Here is a 15,316-nt window from a genome sequence, read left to right on the forward strand (position 1 = left end):
CTCGCCAAGGCCTCCGCAGCCTTCATCGCGTATCGATACCGCGCGCATGAATTCGGCGATTCCATGCTGCTCAATCGCCAACCGCCGCTTCTATCGCGCGAACGGAACCGTGCCGAGGTGCTCCAGACGAAGCCTCTACTCGAGGCGTGGCTATGATGTCGGCAGGTTCGGTGGCATTCCGGCCACACCGCGAACGCCAGCTTCGGAGAAGCGCCGGAAAGGTCGGCAATTGGCGCGATCGAGGCGATGCGGACTTCGCCTACTCAGCAGTTGCCAGCTCGCGTCAAACGGCTTGGTTGGGTGGCAGTCGGTCATCCGCGTCGGCCTTCGGAAGGAGCAGATCGCCGCCGTGCCACGCCACGTCCCGCAGGTGAACTATTCCCAGATTCACGACCCGTCGTATGCTATCCTTGGCCGATTGGTCTGCTTGAGGAGAATTCTTGGAGAGAAGGCTCGCAGCCATCCTGGCGGCTGACGTGGTTGGCTACTCGGCGCTCATGGAGAGTGACGAGGCAGGGACCTTTGAGCGTCTCAGAGCGATACGCACGGAACTGTTTGAGCCCAAAATAGCGGAACGACACGGACGCATATTCAAGCTCATGGGCGACGGACTGCTCGCCGAGTTCTCCAGCGTGGTGGATGCGGTCGAGTGCGCGGTGGCGCTGCAGAGTAGCTTGGTCGAGCGCAACGCGGATTCCGTCGCGAACGATCGCATTGAGGTGAGAATAGGCATCAATCTCGGCGAAGTAATTGTCGAGGGCGAGGATCGCTACGGCGACGGCGTCAACATCGCAGCGCGCCTGCAGCAACTAGCGGAGCCTGGCGGCATCTACATCTCCGGTAAGGTTGCTCGCGAAGTCGAAAGGAAGCTTCCCTTTGGCTTCGAATCGATGGGCGAGCAGCATGTCAAGAACATCGCTGAACCGCTCCCGGTCTATCGCGTTCTTCGCCAGCGGTTCGTCGCCGACATGCAACAGCTCAGATCGCCTTCGTTGCCCAACAAGCCGTCCATCGCCGTGCTGCCGTTCACCAACATGAGCGGTGATCCCGAGCAGGAGTATTTCACGGACGGGCTGGTGGAGGACCTCATCACTGGCCTGTCGAAGATACCCGGTCTGTTCGTCATCGCGCGGAACTCCACTTTCGCCTACAAGGGCAGAACGCTCGATATCCGGCAGGTCGCAAGAGAGCTTGGCGTCCGCTACGTGATGGAAGGGAGCGTGCGGCGGGCTGCCGACAGACTGCGCATAACCGCACAGCTTATCGAGGGCAAAGATGCAACCCATGTTTGGGCAGACAAGTTCGAGGGCGCGGCGGAAGACGTGTTCGACCTGCAGGACCGATTGACCGAGAGTATCGTCGGGACGCTTGAACCCACCCTGCGGCGCGCTGAGATCGACCGAGCGCGCCGCAAGCGGCCGGACAGCCTTGACGCATATGATCTCTTCCTGCGCGCCTTGCCACATGCCTACGCCAACACGCCGGCCGATACCAACGAAGCCCTGCGCCTGCTGAACGAGGTCTTGAGCCTCGACCCGAACTACGCTTCCGCACATGGCTATGCGGCCTGGGGATACGAACAGCGCTTTCTGCGCGGAGGCTTCCATCCCGAAGACAGGGCTGCCGCGCTGAAGCACGCCAACATCGCAATGGCGATCGGCGCCGACGATCCCCAGGCGCTGTCGATGGGGGCGTTCGTTCACGCCACGATTACCCATGACTACGCACGGGCCATCAGCGCTCTCGATCGAGCTTTGAAGCTAAACCGCAACTTAGCTCTGGCATACGGCTTCAGCGCGATGGTGCACATGTACAGCGAAATCTATGAACGTGCGTGCGATCACGCGTTCAACCACTTCGCCTCAGTCCTTTCGATCCCCTGAACTATCATTCGTATCTGGCGCTGGCCTGGGTCCACCTCTTCACTGGCCGGTATGATGACGCGGTGAACTATTCGACGCTGGCGATCCAAGTAGCGCCCGGCTTCAGCGTCCTCTATGCCAGCCTCGTCGCAGCCTATGTCAATCTCGACCGCCTGGATGCCGCACGCGCAGCCGCCTCGCGGCTGTTGGAGGTCGCGCCGGGCTGGACAAACAGCGCATTCGTGCGGATGAGCGTCGTCCGACCAGAACTCATGGAAATGCTGGCGTCGGCGCTGCGAAAGGCGGGATTGCCGGAATGACCGGGCGAAGCAAGCGCAGGCAGGAAGGGCTGTCGAGAACCATGAAGCCGGCGGCTGGCGCGCCGTCGGTGCACCGGCTAGGCGTATCGTTGCGGCGTCTGCAGAAAGTGTGCCGAGCGCGGCGAAACGATAATGGCCCGCCTGTGGGACGAGCCTCTGAATCGTGCAGCCGGGCTGCTCATCGTGCCGGATGCGGCGAAGCGGACCATAACCGACATTGCATTCCGCTGCGGCAGGAGAGCCGGAGCGTCGCGCGATCCATGGTCTCAAGAGGCGTGATCTGTGGTATCAAAGGCCGGTAAGGGCACGCCGGAGGCGCCGATCCTACCCGCCTCTGACCTGCGGCTTGCGTGTCGCGAATCCTAACTGAGGCCCAACATGGAGCGGAAGCTCGCTGCCATCCTTGCCATCGATGTTGTCGGGTACTCGGCGCTCATGGAGGCGGATGAAGCGGGCACCTTCGACCGGCTAAAACGTGGCCGCAAAGAGCTGTTCGAGCCGGAAATCGCAACACGACACGGGCGAATCTTCAAGCTTATGGGAGACGGCCTGCTGGCGGAGTTCGGCAGCGTGGTGGATGCGGTCGAATGCGCGGTCACGCTTCAACGCGGCATGGCGGAGCGTAACGCGAGCGTCGCCGAAGACCAGCGCTTCGAAGTCAGGATCGGAATCAACCTTGGAGAAGTGATCGTCGAAGGGGACGATCGCTATGGCGAGGGCGTGAACGTGGCCTCGCGCCTCCAGCAACTCGCCGAGCCCAGTGGCATCTGCGTTTCAGAGAAGGTGTCCAAGGAAGTCAGGCAGAAGCTGGCGTTTGCGTTCGAGCCTATGGGCGAGCAGCGGGTGAAGAATATAGCCGAGCCGATATACTGCTATCGCGTAAACCTGCAGCTTCCGAGAGCCGCTCCGGTCGGCCGACTGGCATCGCTGGAATTGCCCGACAAGCCCTCGATCGCGGTTTTGCCTTTCACTAACATGAGCAACGATCCGGAGCAGGAAACCTTTGTCGACGGCTTGACCGAAGACCTGATCACCGACCTATCTCGCTGCGCCGGCCTCTTCGTTATCGCGCGCAACTCGACCTTTGCTTACAAGGGGCGGTCGGTCGATGTGCGTTTGGCCGCGCGTGATCTTGGGGTGCGCTATGTGGTTGAAGGCAGCGCCCGGCGCGCCGCGGGGCGCGTGCGCGTTAATGCGCAGCTGATCGAGGCAATCGGCGGCGATCATATCTGGGCCGAGCGCTATGACAGCAGCCTCGAGGACATCTTTGCAGTGCAGGATGAGGTCACGGCCAAGATCGTCGAAGCCCTAGTCGGCCGATTGGCCGGACGGCCGGCGCGCAAACGGCCGACGAGTCTCGAAGCCTATGACCTCTGCGTGCAAGCGCGCGGCGTCAGTTTTCAGACCGGGTTAGGCGCGCGGGAAGCGCGCATGCTCCTGGAAAAGGCGATTGGTCTCGATCCCGACTATGCCGAAGCACATAGCTGGCTGGCCCTCAATCTTTGGCTCGGCTGGCTGTTCTGGGACGAGCCGAAGGAAGCCAACCAGCCTCGCTCGCTCGCGGAAGCGCAGCGGGCAGTGGCGCTCGACCCTAACGATGCCGGGAACCGCTGGGTGCTGGGCATCATACTTGGTCACGAACGGCGTTTCGCGGAATCGGATGCTGAGTTCGAGGCGACCTTCAAGCTCGATCCCAATCATGCCGATGCCTGGGCGATGCGCTCGGATCTCATCACCTTGAGGGGCGACGCGGTCAAAGGCGTCGAATTCGTGAAGCGGGCATTGCGGCTCAATCCGCGCCCACCGGGGTGGTATTATTGGATGGCGGGCCAAGCCTACTATGCGCTCGGCGACTATCAATCCGCGGTCGAGGCTTTACGCAAGCCGGAAACCTACCGCACCACGTCGCGGCGCATGCTAGCGGCAGCCCTCGCGCAGCTCGGGCGCCAGGATGAAGCCCATCAGGAGGCGGAATTCTTCATGATGAGCAATCCCCATTTCAGCATCAGGCACTGGGCAACATCGCAGCCATTCGACGACGAGGAATTGCTCCAGCGCTTCGTCGAAGGCTACCACAAGGCTGGCCTTCCCGACTAAAGGGCGCATCGCTTTGGATCGCCTACTTGCTCTCGTCAGACATAGGCTTGTTTTGGTTGTGAGGGCGATGACCGTGGGTTCCGATCAATGTCCGTTAAGGGCGGGTTGTGCCCCATTGTGAAGGTGCACTTCATCGGCACCGACAACCAACAACTTTCAAACCGATCCTTTGTAGCGCTTCCAGGTGAGACGCTAGAATTCGCGGGCTCACGTCGAGCGCTGCGGCTGCGGAGGGCGGCATGGAGAAGAACCATGCCCAGCTGGAACAGAGGCCACATTGTCGGTCAGAAGCCTCCTCTCAAGCCGTGCGAGGTCTGGAGCATTAGAACACGACTGCAGGTGTCAGGCGCGGCACGTGATCTGGCACTGGTCAATTTTGCCATAGACAGCAAACTTCGATGCTGTGACCTCGTCACGATCACGGTCGGCGACGTCGCACTATCCGGCACGTTTCGCGACCGGGCGGTAATCGTCCAGCGCAAGACCGGACGGCCAGTACAATTCGAGATCACGGAGCAGACTCGAGCTGCCATCAGCGCCGGGATAGGTCGTCGCGGTCCCGTCGAAGGAGAGTATCTGTTTCCAAGTCGCATGAGGCCGAAACCGCAGTTGTCGACCAGACAGTACGGAGATTGTCGACAAATGGGTTTCCAGCGTCGGGCTCGATCCCAGGCGATACCGAACTCATTCGATGAGGGGTACGAAAGCCGCGCAGATCTACACGAAGACGGGAAACATTCGCGCGGTGCAACTGCTCCTGGGCCATACGAAGCTTGAGAGCACGGTTCGCTATCTTGGCATCGAAGTGGACGACGCTTTGGCGATCTCTGAACAGATCGACCTGTGAAATGAACCTGCGACAACGGACAGAGCGACGCGGGCTGGAAGCGTCGCTTTGTGACCCTTTCGAGACCTTCCAGAGTCGAATTCTCTTCTTGGAAGCCGACATTGGCCGGAACCAGCATTCGTGATCCATTGCAGACCTTTGTGTCCATCACTCGGAACGACCGCAAATTGATCTAAAAGCCGCTTCCTATAGTCCAGCCGCCTCGCAGTCCTGTCTCCCGCCAGCCAACCCGGCGACGCTTACCCCGGCGGTAGCGCCAACGCCACGCATGCACTAATGTCTCAGCCCCTGGGCTGGCCAGTGACCTGTTCAAATTAGGGAAGTACCCGTGACCGAACATTGCTGTGGACCGGGCTATGCTTCTCCCGCCGAGGCCACGAGGGCACCCCGCGAAAAGTTGCTCTATACGATTGCTATCTACACTGGCACGGGCATTCAGAAGCCAGACTATTTGTGTACCATTGATGTCGACCCGGAGAGTTCGACCTACAGCCAAGTGATTTCACGTTTGCAAATGCCGGGTATTGGCGATGAGCTTCATCACATGGGCTGGAATGCCTGTTCGTCGTGCCATGGCGATGCGAGCATGGAGCGCAAGTATCTGATCGTGCCCGGTGTGCGCTCGACCAATCTCCATATTGTTGATTGCGGTACCGATCCCCGCAATCCGACACTGTTCAAGGTGATAGAGGGCGCCGAAATCAAAGCCAGAACCAACCTGTCGGCACCGCACACAGTGCATTGCCTTGGTTCGGAGATCATCATCTCAATGCTTGGCGACGCTCAAGGCAACGCGCCAGGCGGTTATTTGAAACTCAACAAGGAGTTCGAGATTGTCGGCCGTTGGGAAAACTCCATGGGCAGGATCAAGTTTGGTTATGATTTCTGGTACCAGCCGCGACACAACGTAATGGTCAGCTCGGAGTGGGCCGCGCCTAACACTTTCATGCCTGGTTTCGACCTTGAGGAGGTGGGCCACCTGAAGTATGGCCGAGAGATCCATTTCTGGGATTTTGAGAAGAAGGAACCAAAGCAAACATTCTATCTCGGTGAAGATGGCTTGATCCCGCTGGAAGTGCGATTCCATCATAATCCCGACAGCAGTCACGGCTTTGTTGGCGCGGCCCTTTCCGCAAACATTATCCACTGGTGGAAGGATGCAGCGGGTGACTGGCAATGGGAAAAAATCGTGGATGTCGAAAATGAGCCGCATCCCGAATGGCCCATTCCGATACCGGGCGTTATCTCAGTCATTCTGCTCAGCATGGACGATCGATACCTCTATTTATGCAACTGGTTGCATGGCGACATCCGTCAGTATGATATCTCGGACCCCCACAACGCCAAGCTTACCGGACAAGTGTGGATGGGCGGACTTCTCGGACGTGCGCCTGAGGTTAATGGCGTGAAAGTGACTGGCGGGCCGCAGATGATACAGCTCAGCCTCGACGGCAAGCGCCTTTATGTGACGACCTCGCTCTTCTCGACCTGGGACAATCAGTTCTATCCGGAAATCCGCACCAATGGCGGATGCATGCTGATGGTCAATTGCGATACGGAAAACGGCGGCATGGAAATTGATCCGCGATTTGTCGTCGATTTTGGCAAGGAACCAAATGGACCAAGCCGCTGCCACGAAACCCGTTATCCCGGCGGTGATTGCACGAGTGACATCTGGGTATGACCAACTTCACCATCACTCTCGTCAATCAAGGCGGTGCGGCCTTTGACGTCGATCGCCGGAAGCCCCTCTTGCAAAGCTTGCGCGAGCAGGGCGTGGACCTGCCCTACGGGTGCAAGTATGGCGGCTGCATAAGCTGTGCGGCCAAGATAATCAGCGGCAAAGTCAATCAAAAAGCGCAGCGGGCGCTGAACAACCGCCAGATCACCAATGGCTATATAATCCTCTGCGTTGCCCGCCCTATGAGCGACTGCACGCTGGAAGTCGGCGTTGAAAGCCAGGACAAGCTCTATCGCAACCCCTTCCTTGACCCCTTGGCCGCTCATGAATTGAAAGCCGATATTGCGACCCCGTTGGAAGCAAAGAAATGACCCACATGAATCATGATGAGCCCTATTCGGAGGCTTATCTGCAAAACATTCTGAAATCGGTCAAAACCATCGCGATGGTGGGGGCCAGCCCCGACAAGACCAAGTTTTCCTATGGCGTACTCAGGGTTCTGCACGAAACCGGCTATGACATGATCCCGGTTAATCCCACTCCCGGTCTGGATGAAATTCGAGGGCTCAAGGTGTACGCGTCACTGGCGGCCATCGACCGGCCTGTGGATATGGTGGAGGTTTTTCGCCGCTCCGAAGATCTGTTGGAAGTTGCACAGGAAGCCATCGCAATTGGTGCCAAGGTTCTGTGGAGTCAGATTGGGGTGCGCGACGACGCTGCCGCCCTGTTGGCGGAGGAAGCGGGTTTGAAAGTTGTGATGAACCGCTGTCCCAAGATTGAGTTGTTCCGCCCCTTCTGGAAGCCGAAGTTGCACTTGGGAATATGATTGCAGAGTCACGGAATTCGGCGTTGTCGCGGTAGCTGACCTGTTCCCTTGGCCTTAGACGTTGATTGATTTTTGCCTGAGGTAAGATGCCAGATGGTCGCTGAGATCACGCGCGTCGTCGCCGGCGCCGTCGATCAGCGCAGACTTGCGGCGGCGCAGAAACTGCATCCCCATCAGGTACATGCCCGGATGTTCCGCAACGCCGCCGTCGTGACGGAGGTGGCCCTTGCGGTCGAGGACCGGCAGCTCCAGCCAGGAGTAGTCCGGCTTGTAGCCAGTGGCCCAGATGATCGTCCTGATCGCGCCTCCGGTAAGGTCGAGGCCGAGCGGCGGGTTGTCCTCGACACGGGTCGGCGGCAGGCGATCCGGCGGCCCGACCGCAGCGTCAAGGCCGTTGGCGCGCGCCCATTCGTCGATGAGGTCGAGCAGCCGGGCCATCTTGAGATCGGAAAGCGCGCACATGTTGCGCAACGACCCCGCAAACTGGGCCTTGCCGTCTTCCGTGATGCCAGCGAGACGGCCAACGAGCCTGACGCCGAGGTCGACCAGCGCATTGAGGTCGAGGGTGGTGCGATCGGGAGTGCCGGCAAGCTGCAGCGAAGGAACCCGTCGCGCCCGCCTGATGTCGTCTACCTCGTCGTAGCGCTCGTCGAGCACGCCGGCGGCGTCCATCCACCACTCCAGGTCCTTGCCGCGATAGACGCGCGGCGCCCGGATGTGCTCGCCCACCGACAGGGTTACTTGACGCCCCGAACGCTGCAGCTCCTGTGCGATCTGGGTGCCGCTCGACGAGGCGCCCACCACCATCACGCCGCCGTCGGCGACCTGAGCCGGATTGCGATAGGACTGTGCCGTCAGCATGGCGACCGACGGCGGCACGCGGACGGCCAAATCGGGCAGGCGTGCGATGTTGCACGCGCCCGACGCCAGCACGACAGTTCGGCAGCGCCACTCGCCGTGGTCCGTGCGCACGACATATCCTGCCCCGTCGCTGCGAACCGAGGTAACGGTCGTGTGTGTTCTGACTGGAGCCGCGATCGCCTTGGCATAGTTCCCGAGGAAGTCGATCACTTCAGGCATCGTCCGGTAGCCGTCGGGGTCGTCACCATCATAGCGGAAGCCCGGCAGCCGGCTCTGCCAGTTCGGGGTGAGCAGCCGCAGCGAATCCCATCGCTCGGTGCGCCAGGTATGGGCGATCTCGCCGCGCTCCAGCAGAACATGGTCGATAGAGCGCTCCGCGAGGCAGCGGCTCATCGCGAGCCCCGCGTGCCCTGCGCCGACGATCACTGTGGTGACGGAACTAATCGCGCCCTCTCATCAGGAGAGTCTACGGCTCGAAGCGCCTTTCAATTCACCACGACCGTGACATTCGTCGGATTGGTTACAATGTCATAGACAGCCGACCGCTTCTGTGACTGAGCGACGAGAGCCTCGATGTCCTCGCGCTTGGCGTCGGCGTCGATGTTGTACTTCACCGTGATGCCGCTGAAGCCGTTGCGGACGTCGCTGTCGATGCCGAGTATGCCCGCAATATCCATGTCGCCTTCGATGGTCGCCTTCACCGACTTCAACTGGATGTTCCGGTTCTGGGCAACCGCGGCGATGCCGGCTGTCAGGCAACTCGCCAGCCCGACCAGCACGTATTCGACAGGCGTGGCGCCCTGATCCAAGGAAGCAAAGACCTCCGGATGGTCGGCATCGAATGCGAAGGTGGTCTTGCGATGCTGGTCCTGGCCGAGACCGTAGAAACTCTCGACCGTCGAGTGGCTGTGGGTGCCATCCTTCCATTCGCAGGCCGCGCGCCACTTGAACTGCGCGGCCTCCGGGGCGTTGGTAAGCGCTTCGCGTGCGCCGAGCAGCGCCTCGACGTTAACGCCATTGTTTGCCTGTACTTCGGAAGCCATAGTTATCCTCCCTACTTTGCACTGGCTTAAAAACCCGACCCATCCCACCGACCTCCTGATCAGATTTCACCATGACTTGACATGCTATGGGTAGCGAAGCGTTTCTTCAAGTTGTTTCCGCAGAGGCAAGGTCGTCCCTCGTGTGCCGAGTTGCGTCTTGCAGGTCAAGGATGCCCTGTGTCGGTCGGCGTTGGTTCGGCATCCAGGTGTCGGAATCGTGATGCATTTTCTTGAAGGGCCGGCAAGCTCAGTCGACTGCAATCCCGCCGAGCGATCTTTGGCGCTGCGAACAGCTGTTTCGCTGTCGCGAACGGGCAATCCAAAGCTGCGAAGTTAATTTCGGCTTTTGGCGCGTCCCGCTGGTTCAAACATCCCCCCTCGAGAACACCTCTAAATGAGCGTCGAATGACTCGGTTGGGTGGAAAGCGGTCCTTGGTCGACGGTCAGCGACGGGCCGGCTGAAATAGCTCGACGACGTTGCCGGAGGGGTCGACCAGTAGGATCTGAGACCCGCCGGGCCCGGTCACAATGTCGTTGCGGAACTGCACACCGGCCGTACGCAGCCGCGCCACCTCGGCGGCAAGATCGTCGACGATGAGATGAATGCGACCAGCCGCCGGGCCCAGGTTTCTCGCATCGGGCATCGGTCGCGCGGCAGAGCTTATCGGCCCGCTGAGCAGCAGCCGTAGCGACCCAAGCGTGACGTCGGCGAATGCAGGGGCTTGGTTGGAAAGGAGTCTAAAGCCGAGATGGCGGGTGTACCAGGCGACGGCGGCCTCGACGTCATCGACTAGATAGCGAACATTGCTTGCAGATGACATGCCTGCCTCACGAGGTCGGTGCTCTATAATTCCGATATGATCGGGCAGCTCTCATCCTTGGCCCAGTCCGAGAAGCTGAGATAGTAAACCCTCACATCCGGAAAGCCCGCACGGACTGCCGCGACCGCAGCCAACGCCGCACGGCCGCCGCCGTCGCAATGCGTAACAACGTGCTCGCCGGGCCGGAAGCCGGCAGCGTCGATCAACCGATGCAGATCCTCCGGCGACTTCAGCTGCTTCCCTTGCAGCAGGTCCGCATGGGAAAGCAGGCGTGCGCCGGGAAGATGTCCACCGCGAGCGTTGCTCCTGAGGTCCTTGCCGTCGAATTCCGCTCTCGTGCGCGCATCGAAGATAGTGGTCTCGCCATCCAACTCGTCCTTTAGCTCATCGCGCTCCACGAGCCCGACCTCGCCGGAACCCGGCGCAGCTTTGAACGGCCTTCCTGTGAAAGTTTCCAGCGGAAGCGGGAGCGCAATGCCGGCCTCAGACAGGACGGGCCAACCACCATTGAGGATGTGGGCCTTTGCACCGAAAAACTGGAGAATAAACCAGACGCGCGCCGCCTCCGTCATGCGGCCATCATCGACCACGACCGCCGTTGTGATCGCGCAAACGCCAAGCTCGCCGATCTGTCGTTCCCAGAAGGCGGTGCTGGCGAAGGATGTTTCGCTTCTCTTCGCAGCCTCCACCCAGGCTTCGATGGGAACCCGCACTGCGCCGGCGGCATGGTCTTTCTCGAATGCCTCGGCCTCGCGCACATCCAGCAGGAGAACATTGGAGAATTGATGCAGGGTTGCGACCTCGATGACGGGGTCGTTTGGCATGTGCGTTCTGCCCGCGAAAAATCGTTCCTGCAGTTTAGGGCTTGTCTGCGCCGAGGCAACAGACGGTAACGGAAAACGATATCGTATTTCGATAGGAACGAGGAAAAATGTTCGCGAAAGGGCCATGGAACATCGCGACCTGCTGTCAGGACTGATGCGGCTGCACATCCTGCATCATGCGGACGAGCACGAGATCTATGGCCAGTGGATGATCGACGAGCTTGCCAGCCACGGCTACCGGCTCTCGCCGGGAACGCTCTACCCGATGCTGCACAAGATGGAGCGTGACGGGTATCTAGTCTCCCGCGAGGAACGGGCGGGCCGGTCGGTACGAAAACTTTACCGCGCGACCGACAGGGGCCGCGAAGGCTTGGCTGTCGCAAAGGAACGGGTCCGGGAATTCACCGGCGAGGCCATGAAACCATGAATGACAGTCTGCACCGAAGCGCAACACAGCCCGTGGCGCAGGAGGAAGGTGGGCAAGGCGAAGTCTTTGCCGCCTTCCTGAAGCTGTTCCCGGTGCGGTTGACGCCTGGACCCAGCTCAATGCCGATCATGGAAAACTGGCGCTGGGCAAGCTTTTTGCTCCTGCGATCGAGTTCGCCGAAAGCGGCTACGCCATCTCCCCACGCGTGCATTTCGACTGGGAACAGGAGGCGGCGCTACTTTCCGCCGATCCTGCCGCAAAAAGCATCTTCTCCCTGGGGGGCGGGCGCCGAGGATCGGCGAGGTGCACCGGCAACCCGCACTCGCCGCAACATTCCGCAAGATCGCGACGGATGGACGCAACGCCTTCTACATGGGGGAGGTCGCCGAGGACATGGTTTCGCGCCTGCGAAGCCTCGGCGGTTTGCACACACTGGATGATTTCATGGGTGCCAGGGGCGAATATGTGACGCCGATAAAGACAGGTTTCCGCGGCCACGACGTCTACGAATGTCCGCCAAATGGCCAGGGCGTCATAGCGCTCATGATCCTCGATATCCTGTCGCGCTTCGAGGCCAAGGGTGACCCTCAATCCGCCGACCGGCTGCACATCGAGATCGAGGCGACGCGACTTGCTTATGCGGCGCGCGATGCTTTGCTCGCCGACCCGGCGAAGGTGGCGGTGCCGGTTGAGCAACTGCTTTCCAGTGCGACGGCGGATCGTCTGGCGGGGATGATCGATCTTGGGAGCGCGCGCGGATCTTCCTTCATTCGATATGCCGGTGCATCGCGACACGGCCTATATTTTCCGTCGTCGACAAGGATCGCAACGCCGTCAGTTTCATCAACTCGATCTATTATGGTTTGGCTCAGGCATCGTCGCGTCGCGCTCGGGCGTGATACTCAACAATCGCGGTATAAGTTTTTCCCTGGATCCCAACCACCCCAACGTCATCGAACCAGGCAAGCGCCCGCTACACACCATCATTCCGGGCATGCTGGTGAAGGATGGGCGCGCAGTTATGCCTTTCGGCGTGATGGGTGGCGCGTATCAGGCCATGGGTCACCCGCACTTCCTGTCAAAAGTTCTTGATTTTGGCCTCGACCTTCAGCAAGCCATTGAGCTGCCCCGGGTCTTTCCAATTCCTGGCACGATGGAAGTGGAGGTCGAGAACAGGCTTCCAGTCGCGGTTCAGGAAGAACTTGCCGGTCGCGGGTTCCGCATCGTCCCGGCGGCAGAGCCGATCGGGGGCGCCAAGCGATCATGATCGACTGGATGAATGACGCTGCAGGGCGGTTCAGACCCACGCAAGGACGGCTGCGCAATCGGTATTTAGAACGCCACACAGGCGTTGGACGAGGAACAAAGGTCGGGGCCACTGCCCGGCCATCTCGCATACTTGGGCCTGTGGTCTCATCCTAGTCGGATGAAGTCTGAGGAGGAGCTTCTGGCAGCAGAGCGGACACCCCTGAGCGGCCGGCTTCGGCATTTCGAGAACGCAAAAGCGGCGCGGAATGTTGCAGACCAAATCTTCGCAGCACGGTCGCCAAAGTGCGTGGTAAGACCGCGACGGCGCAACCAGCGGAGTCTGATTTGACCATGCCTTCTTCTACCACCAAGCGTGCGCTGATCACCGGGGCGGGTGCTGCCGACGGCATCGGCTTTGCCATCGCGCGGCAGCTCGGCCTTGCCGGTCATGCCGTTTTCCTGAACGGTGCCAGCGCGCGTGTACTCGATCGCGCCGCCGAGCTTTGCGCCGAAGGCATCAATGCCAAAGCCGCGGTCGCCGATCTCACCATCGCAGCCGAAGTCGCGCGGCTGCGGGCTGATGTTGGCGCCGTCGACATCCTGGTCAACAATGCCGGCATGGGCTCGCTGGCATCGCCCTCGGCCGATAAGGCGTTTCTCGCCATGACCGAGGCCGACTGGGAGCAGGGGATCGACGTCAGCCTGAAGACCGCATTCCTGGTCACCCGCGCGTTTTTGCCGGCGATGGTAGAGGCAGGCTATGGGCGCATCGTCAATGTGGCGTCGGTTACCGGGCCGCTGGTGTCTTTCGAAGGCACATCAGCCTATTCCGCCGCCAAGGCCGGCATGGTCGGCCTGACGCGAACGCTGGCGCTCGAAGTGGCAAAAAGCGGCATCACGGCCAATGCCGTGGCCCCCGGCTGGATCGAAACGGGCTCGTCGAGCGCAATGGAGCGGCAAGCTGCCCTGCACACGCCACCGGCGCGGGCCGGGCGACCGGACGAGGTTGCGGCAGCGGTGGTGTTCCTGACATCGGAAGGCGCGAGCTACGTCAACGGCGCCCTGCTGGTGGTCGACGGCGGCAACAGCCTTCAGGAGCGCAAGGGCTGACTCTGAAACGACCGGTCGTTCACGATCGGGTCGCGGGTGATCGAAAGCATTGGAAATAGCATCGCCAACGCATTCGCCGAGGCCGGAGCGACGGTCCATGCAAATGGGTGCCAAAGCAGCCGCAGTGGAGATCGCTCGCGCAAACGGCACGTCCCTCTCGTAACTCGGTACTCGCCGGCGGGACACGAAGGCGGTCGATGACTATGCCAATCAGTTTATGTCCGTTGCAGCGCTCGTAAATTGCGCCGGAGGTAACCTGCGCGGACGAATTCACGGTCCTAGGTTTTGAAACAGTGGTCGATATCAACCTCGCGGGTTCTGCTCGTTTTTCTCGGATTTCTCGCACGTTCAGCCCGCCAGCATCGGTCGCCAGAAGCGTTCCGGCGCGCGCCAGTCGATGCCCTCGATGAGCATGGCAAGCCGCGCTGGCGTCAGCATCATCGTACCGCCTGGCTGGGCCAGACGCGGCCACACGAACCGTCCGTGGTCGATGCGCTTGGTGAACAGGCACAGCCCCGTTCAGTCCCAAAAAAGGACCTTCAAGAGCGAGGCGTTCTTGTCGCGGAAGACAAACAGATGGCTCGAGAAGGGTCCTTCTTGAGTTGCTCCTGGATCAGCGTGGCGAGGCCATCAAGCCCCTCGGATGTCGGTATGGCCGGGCGCCAGATGCACTTTCACTCCAGCCGGAACGACGGTCATGGCGCCTTCTCCTTTCCGGCGAGCTGCCGCTTCACTGCAGCCGCAATCGCGCCCGCCGGCGCAAACACGCGCCGCCCATCATCCAGTTCGATCGCCACCATGCCGTCCGGCGGTCGTACGAGATCGCGCAAGGGCGCGGGCGCCGGCGGCTCGTTTTCTCCTCTATCGGCTAGCTCGACCACCGCCAGTTGCGGCGCCTTGCGGGCGTTCAGGCCGAACTCTTCCCGCCAGCGGGGCCATGCTGGTGGCAATGCCATGGCGGTGGCAAACCGCCGCCACGCTGACGCCGGACTTCTCGTCTCGTCATTGCTGAAGAGGATGCCAAGCAACGCATTGCAGAACTCAAGGCACAGCTCTCTCACATCGAGGCGCAACTCTCGAATCTCGATGAGCCACCATCGACCGTGGCTCTCCATCCAGCGACGCTGCAGCGCTACACCGAAACCGTCGATGCTCTTTCAAAGGGCTTTTTTCCGCCGCCTTCGGCTTTGCATCGCGAAACAAAAAGGCCGTCGCCGGCCGCCTTCCCACTGCGTTTCAGCCCTAGGGGTGCGGCCCGATCGTCCCCGGTCTCACGACCACCATCGAGGCCGCGATACGCGCGGCCCGAGAAAAACAGAAGGAACCACCAAATGGCTACGATCGGCACT

The 15,316-nt window shown here is 60.8% G+C and carries 16 protein-coding genes and 3 pseudogenes; 12 read left to right on the plus strand and 7 right to left on the minus strand.

Features of this window, described 5'->3' with window-relative positions:
* Positions 1 to 440: 440 nt before the first annotated feature.
* The 8 genes and pseudogenes from NKI47_RS33365 (at position 441) to NKI47_RS33400 (ending at position 7,633) form a co-directional block, all read left to right on the plus strand.
* A complete protein-coding gene (locus NKI47_RS33365) occupies positions 441 to 1,883 on the plus strand; it encodes an adenylate/guanylate cyclase domain-containing protein (protein ID WP_352595767.1) in 1,443 nt (480 codons plus the stop codon).
* Positions 1,835 to 1,939 (plus strand): annotated as a pseudogene (locus NKI47_RS33370) (hypothetical protein); the annotation flags it as partial. The gene NKI47_RS33365 and the pseudogene NKI47_RS33370, both read left to right, overlap by 49 nt.
* Positions 1,940 to 1,945: 6 nt before the next feature.
* The gene (locus tag NKI47_RS33375; protein WP_352595802.1) at positions 1,946 to 2,182 is read left to right on the plus strand and encodes a hypothetical protein; all 237 of its coding nucleotides are present in this window, start codon (positions 1,946 to 1,948) and stop codon (positions 2,180 to 2,182) included.
* A 378-nt stretch (positions 2,183 to 2,560) separates the two neighbouring features.
* A complete protein-coding gene (locus tag NKI47_RS33380) occupies positions 2,561 to 4,279 on the plus strand; it encodes an adenylate/guanylate cyclase domain-containing protein (RefSeq protein WP_352595770.1) in 1,719 nt (572 codons plus the stop codon).
* Positions 4,280 to 4,531: 252 nt separating this feature from the next.
* A pseudogene (locus NKI47_RS33385) lies at positions 4,532 to 5,126 on the plus strand (tyrosine-type recombinase/integrase).
* A 328-nt stretch (positions 5,127 to 5,454) separates the two neighbouring features.
* The gene (locus NKI47_RS33390; RefSeq protein WP_352595773.1) at positions 5,455 to 6,810 is read left to right on the plus strand and encodes a selenium-binding family protein; all 1,356 of its coding nucleotides are present in this window, start codon (positions 5,455 to 5,457) and stop codon (positions 6,808 to 6,810) included.
* Positions 6,807 to 7,178, plus strand: coding sequence for a 2Fe-2S iron-sulfur cluster-binding protein (locus NKI47_RS33395; RefSeq protein ID WP_352595776.1), 372 nt, complete (start codon positions 6,807 to 6,809; stop codon positions 7,176 to 7,178). The genes NKI47_RS33390 and NKI47_RS33395 overlap by 4 nt, the downstream gene beginning before the upstream one ends.
* A 5-nt stretch (positions 7,179 to 7,183) precedes the next feature.
* Positions 7,184 to 7,633: a CoA-binding protein gene (locus NKI47_RS33400; protein WP_352595804.1), complete on the plus strand. Its 450-nt coding sequence runs from the start codon at positions 7,184 to 7,186 to the stop codon at positions 7,631 to 7,633.
* A 54-nt stretch (positions 7,634 to 7,687) separates the two neighbouring features.
* Here NKI47_RS33400 and NKI47_RS33405 read toward each other — a convergent pair whose 3' ends face one another.
* From NKI47_RS33405 to NKI47_RS33420, 4 genes are all read right to left on the minus strand, one after another.
* On the minus strand, positions 7,688 to 8,920 hold the full coding sequence (locus NKI47_RS33405; protein WP_352595779.1) for an NAD(P)-binding domain-containing protein: 1,233 nt from the start codon (positions 8,918 to 8,920) through the stop codon (positions 7,688 to 7,690).
* Between the two features lie 59 nt (positions 8,921 to 8,979).
* Positions 8,980 to 9,537, minus strand: a complete 558-nt coding sequence (locus NKI47_RS33410; protein ID WP_292664767.1) for an OsmC family protein — start codon at positions 9,535 to 9,537, stop codon at positions 8,980 to 8,982.
* A 443-nt stretch (positions 9,538 to 9,980) separates the two neighbouring features.
* Positions 9,981 to 10,358: a VOC family protein gene (locus tag NKI47_RS33415; protein WP_352595782.1), complete on the minus strand. Its 378-nt coding sequence runs from the start codon at positions 10,356 to 10,358 to the stop codon at positions 9,981 to 9,983.
* Between the two features lie 23 nt (positions 10,359 to 10,381).
* Complete coding sequence (locus NKI47_RS33420) at positions 10,382 to 11,308, minus strand: sulfurtransferase (protein ID WP_352595784.1); 927 nt, start codon at positions 11,306 to 11,308, stop codon at positions 10,382 to 10,384.
* Between NKI47_RS33420 and NKI47_RS33425 the strand changes: the two genes are divergently transcribed.
* The 4 genes and pseudogenes from NKI47_RS33425 to NKI47_RS33440 all read left to right on the plus strand — a co-directional run bounded on the left by NKI47_RS33425 (position 11,307) and on the right by NKI47_RS33440 (position 13,967).
* Positions 11,307 to 11,609, plus strand: coding sequence for a PadR family transcriptional regulator (locus NKI47_RS33425; protein WP_352595787.1), 303 nt, complete (start codon positions 11,307 to 11,309; stop codon positions 11,607 to 11,609). The genes NKI47_RS33420 and NKI47_RS33425 overlap by 2 nt on opposite strands.
* A gap of 136 nt (positions 11,610 to 11,745) precedes the next feature.
* Positions 11,746 to 12,329, plus strand: a pseudogene (locus NKI47_RS33430) (gamma-glutamyltransferase); the annotation flags it as partial.
* A 22-nt stretch (positions 12,330 to 12,351) separates the two neighbouring features.
* On the plus strand, positions 12,352 to 12,876 hold the full coding sequence (locus NKI47_RS33435) for a gamma-glutamyltransferase (RefSeq protein ID WP_352595790.1): 525 nt from the start codon (positions 12,352 to 12,354) through the stop codon (positions 12,874 to 12,876).
* 332 nt (positions 12,877 to 13,208) lie between these two features.
* Positions 13,209 to 13,967 carry an SDR family NAD(P)-dependent oxidoreductase gene (locus NKI47_RS33440; RefSeq protein WP_352595793.1) on the plus strand — a complete coding sequence of 253 codons (759 nt, stop codon included), beginning with the start codon at positions 13,209 to 13,211 and terminating at the stop codon, positions 13,965 to 13,967.
* Between the two features lie 348 nt (positions 13,968 to 14,315).
* On the opposite strand, the gene tnpB is transcribed toward NKI47_RS33440, so the two are convergent.
* The 3 genes from tnpB to NKI47_RS33455 form a co-directional block, all read right to left on the minus strand.
* Positions 14,316 to 14,480, minus strand: a complete 165-nt coding sequence (gene tnpB, locus NKI47_RS33445; protein WP_352595807.1) for an IS66 family insertion sequence element accessory protein TnpB — start codon at positions 14,478 to 14,480, stop codon at positions 14,316 to 14,318.
* 182 nt (positions 14,481 to 14,662) lie between these two features.
* Positions 14,663 to 15,082 (minus strand): hypothetical protein, encoded by a 420-nt coding sequence (locus NKI47_RS33450; protein WP_352595796.1) that lies wholly within the window; start codon positions 15,080 to 15,082, stop codon positions 14,663 to 14,665.
* A 17-nt stretch (positions 15,083 to 15,099) separates the two neighbouring features.
* The coding region (locus tag NKI47_RS33455) for a hypothetical protein (protein ID WP_352595799.1) at positions 15,100 to 15,316 on the minus strand (217 nt) is incomplete at its 5' end.

This window comes from Mesorhizobium sp. M0633, assembly GCF_040320645.1.
Classification (GTDB): domain Bacteria; phylum Pseudomonadota; class Alphaproteobacteria; order Rhizobiales; family Rhizobiaceae; genus Mesorhizobium.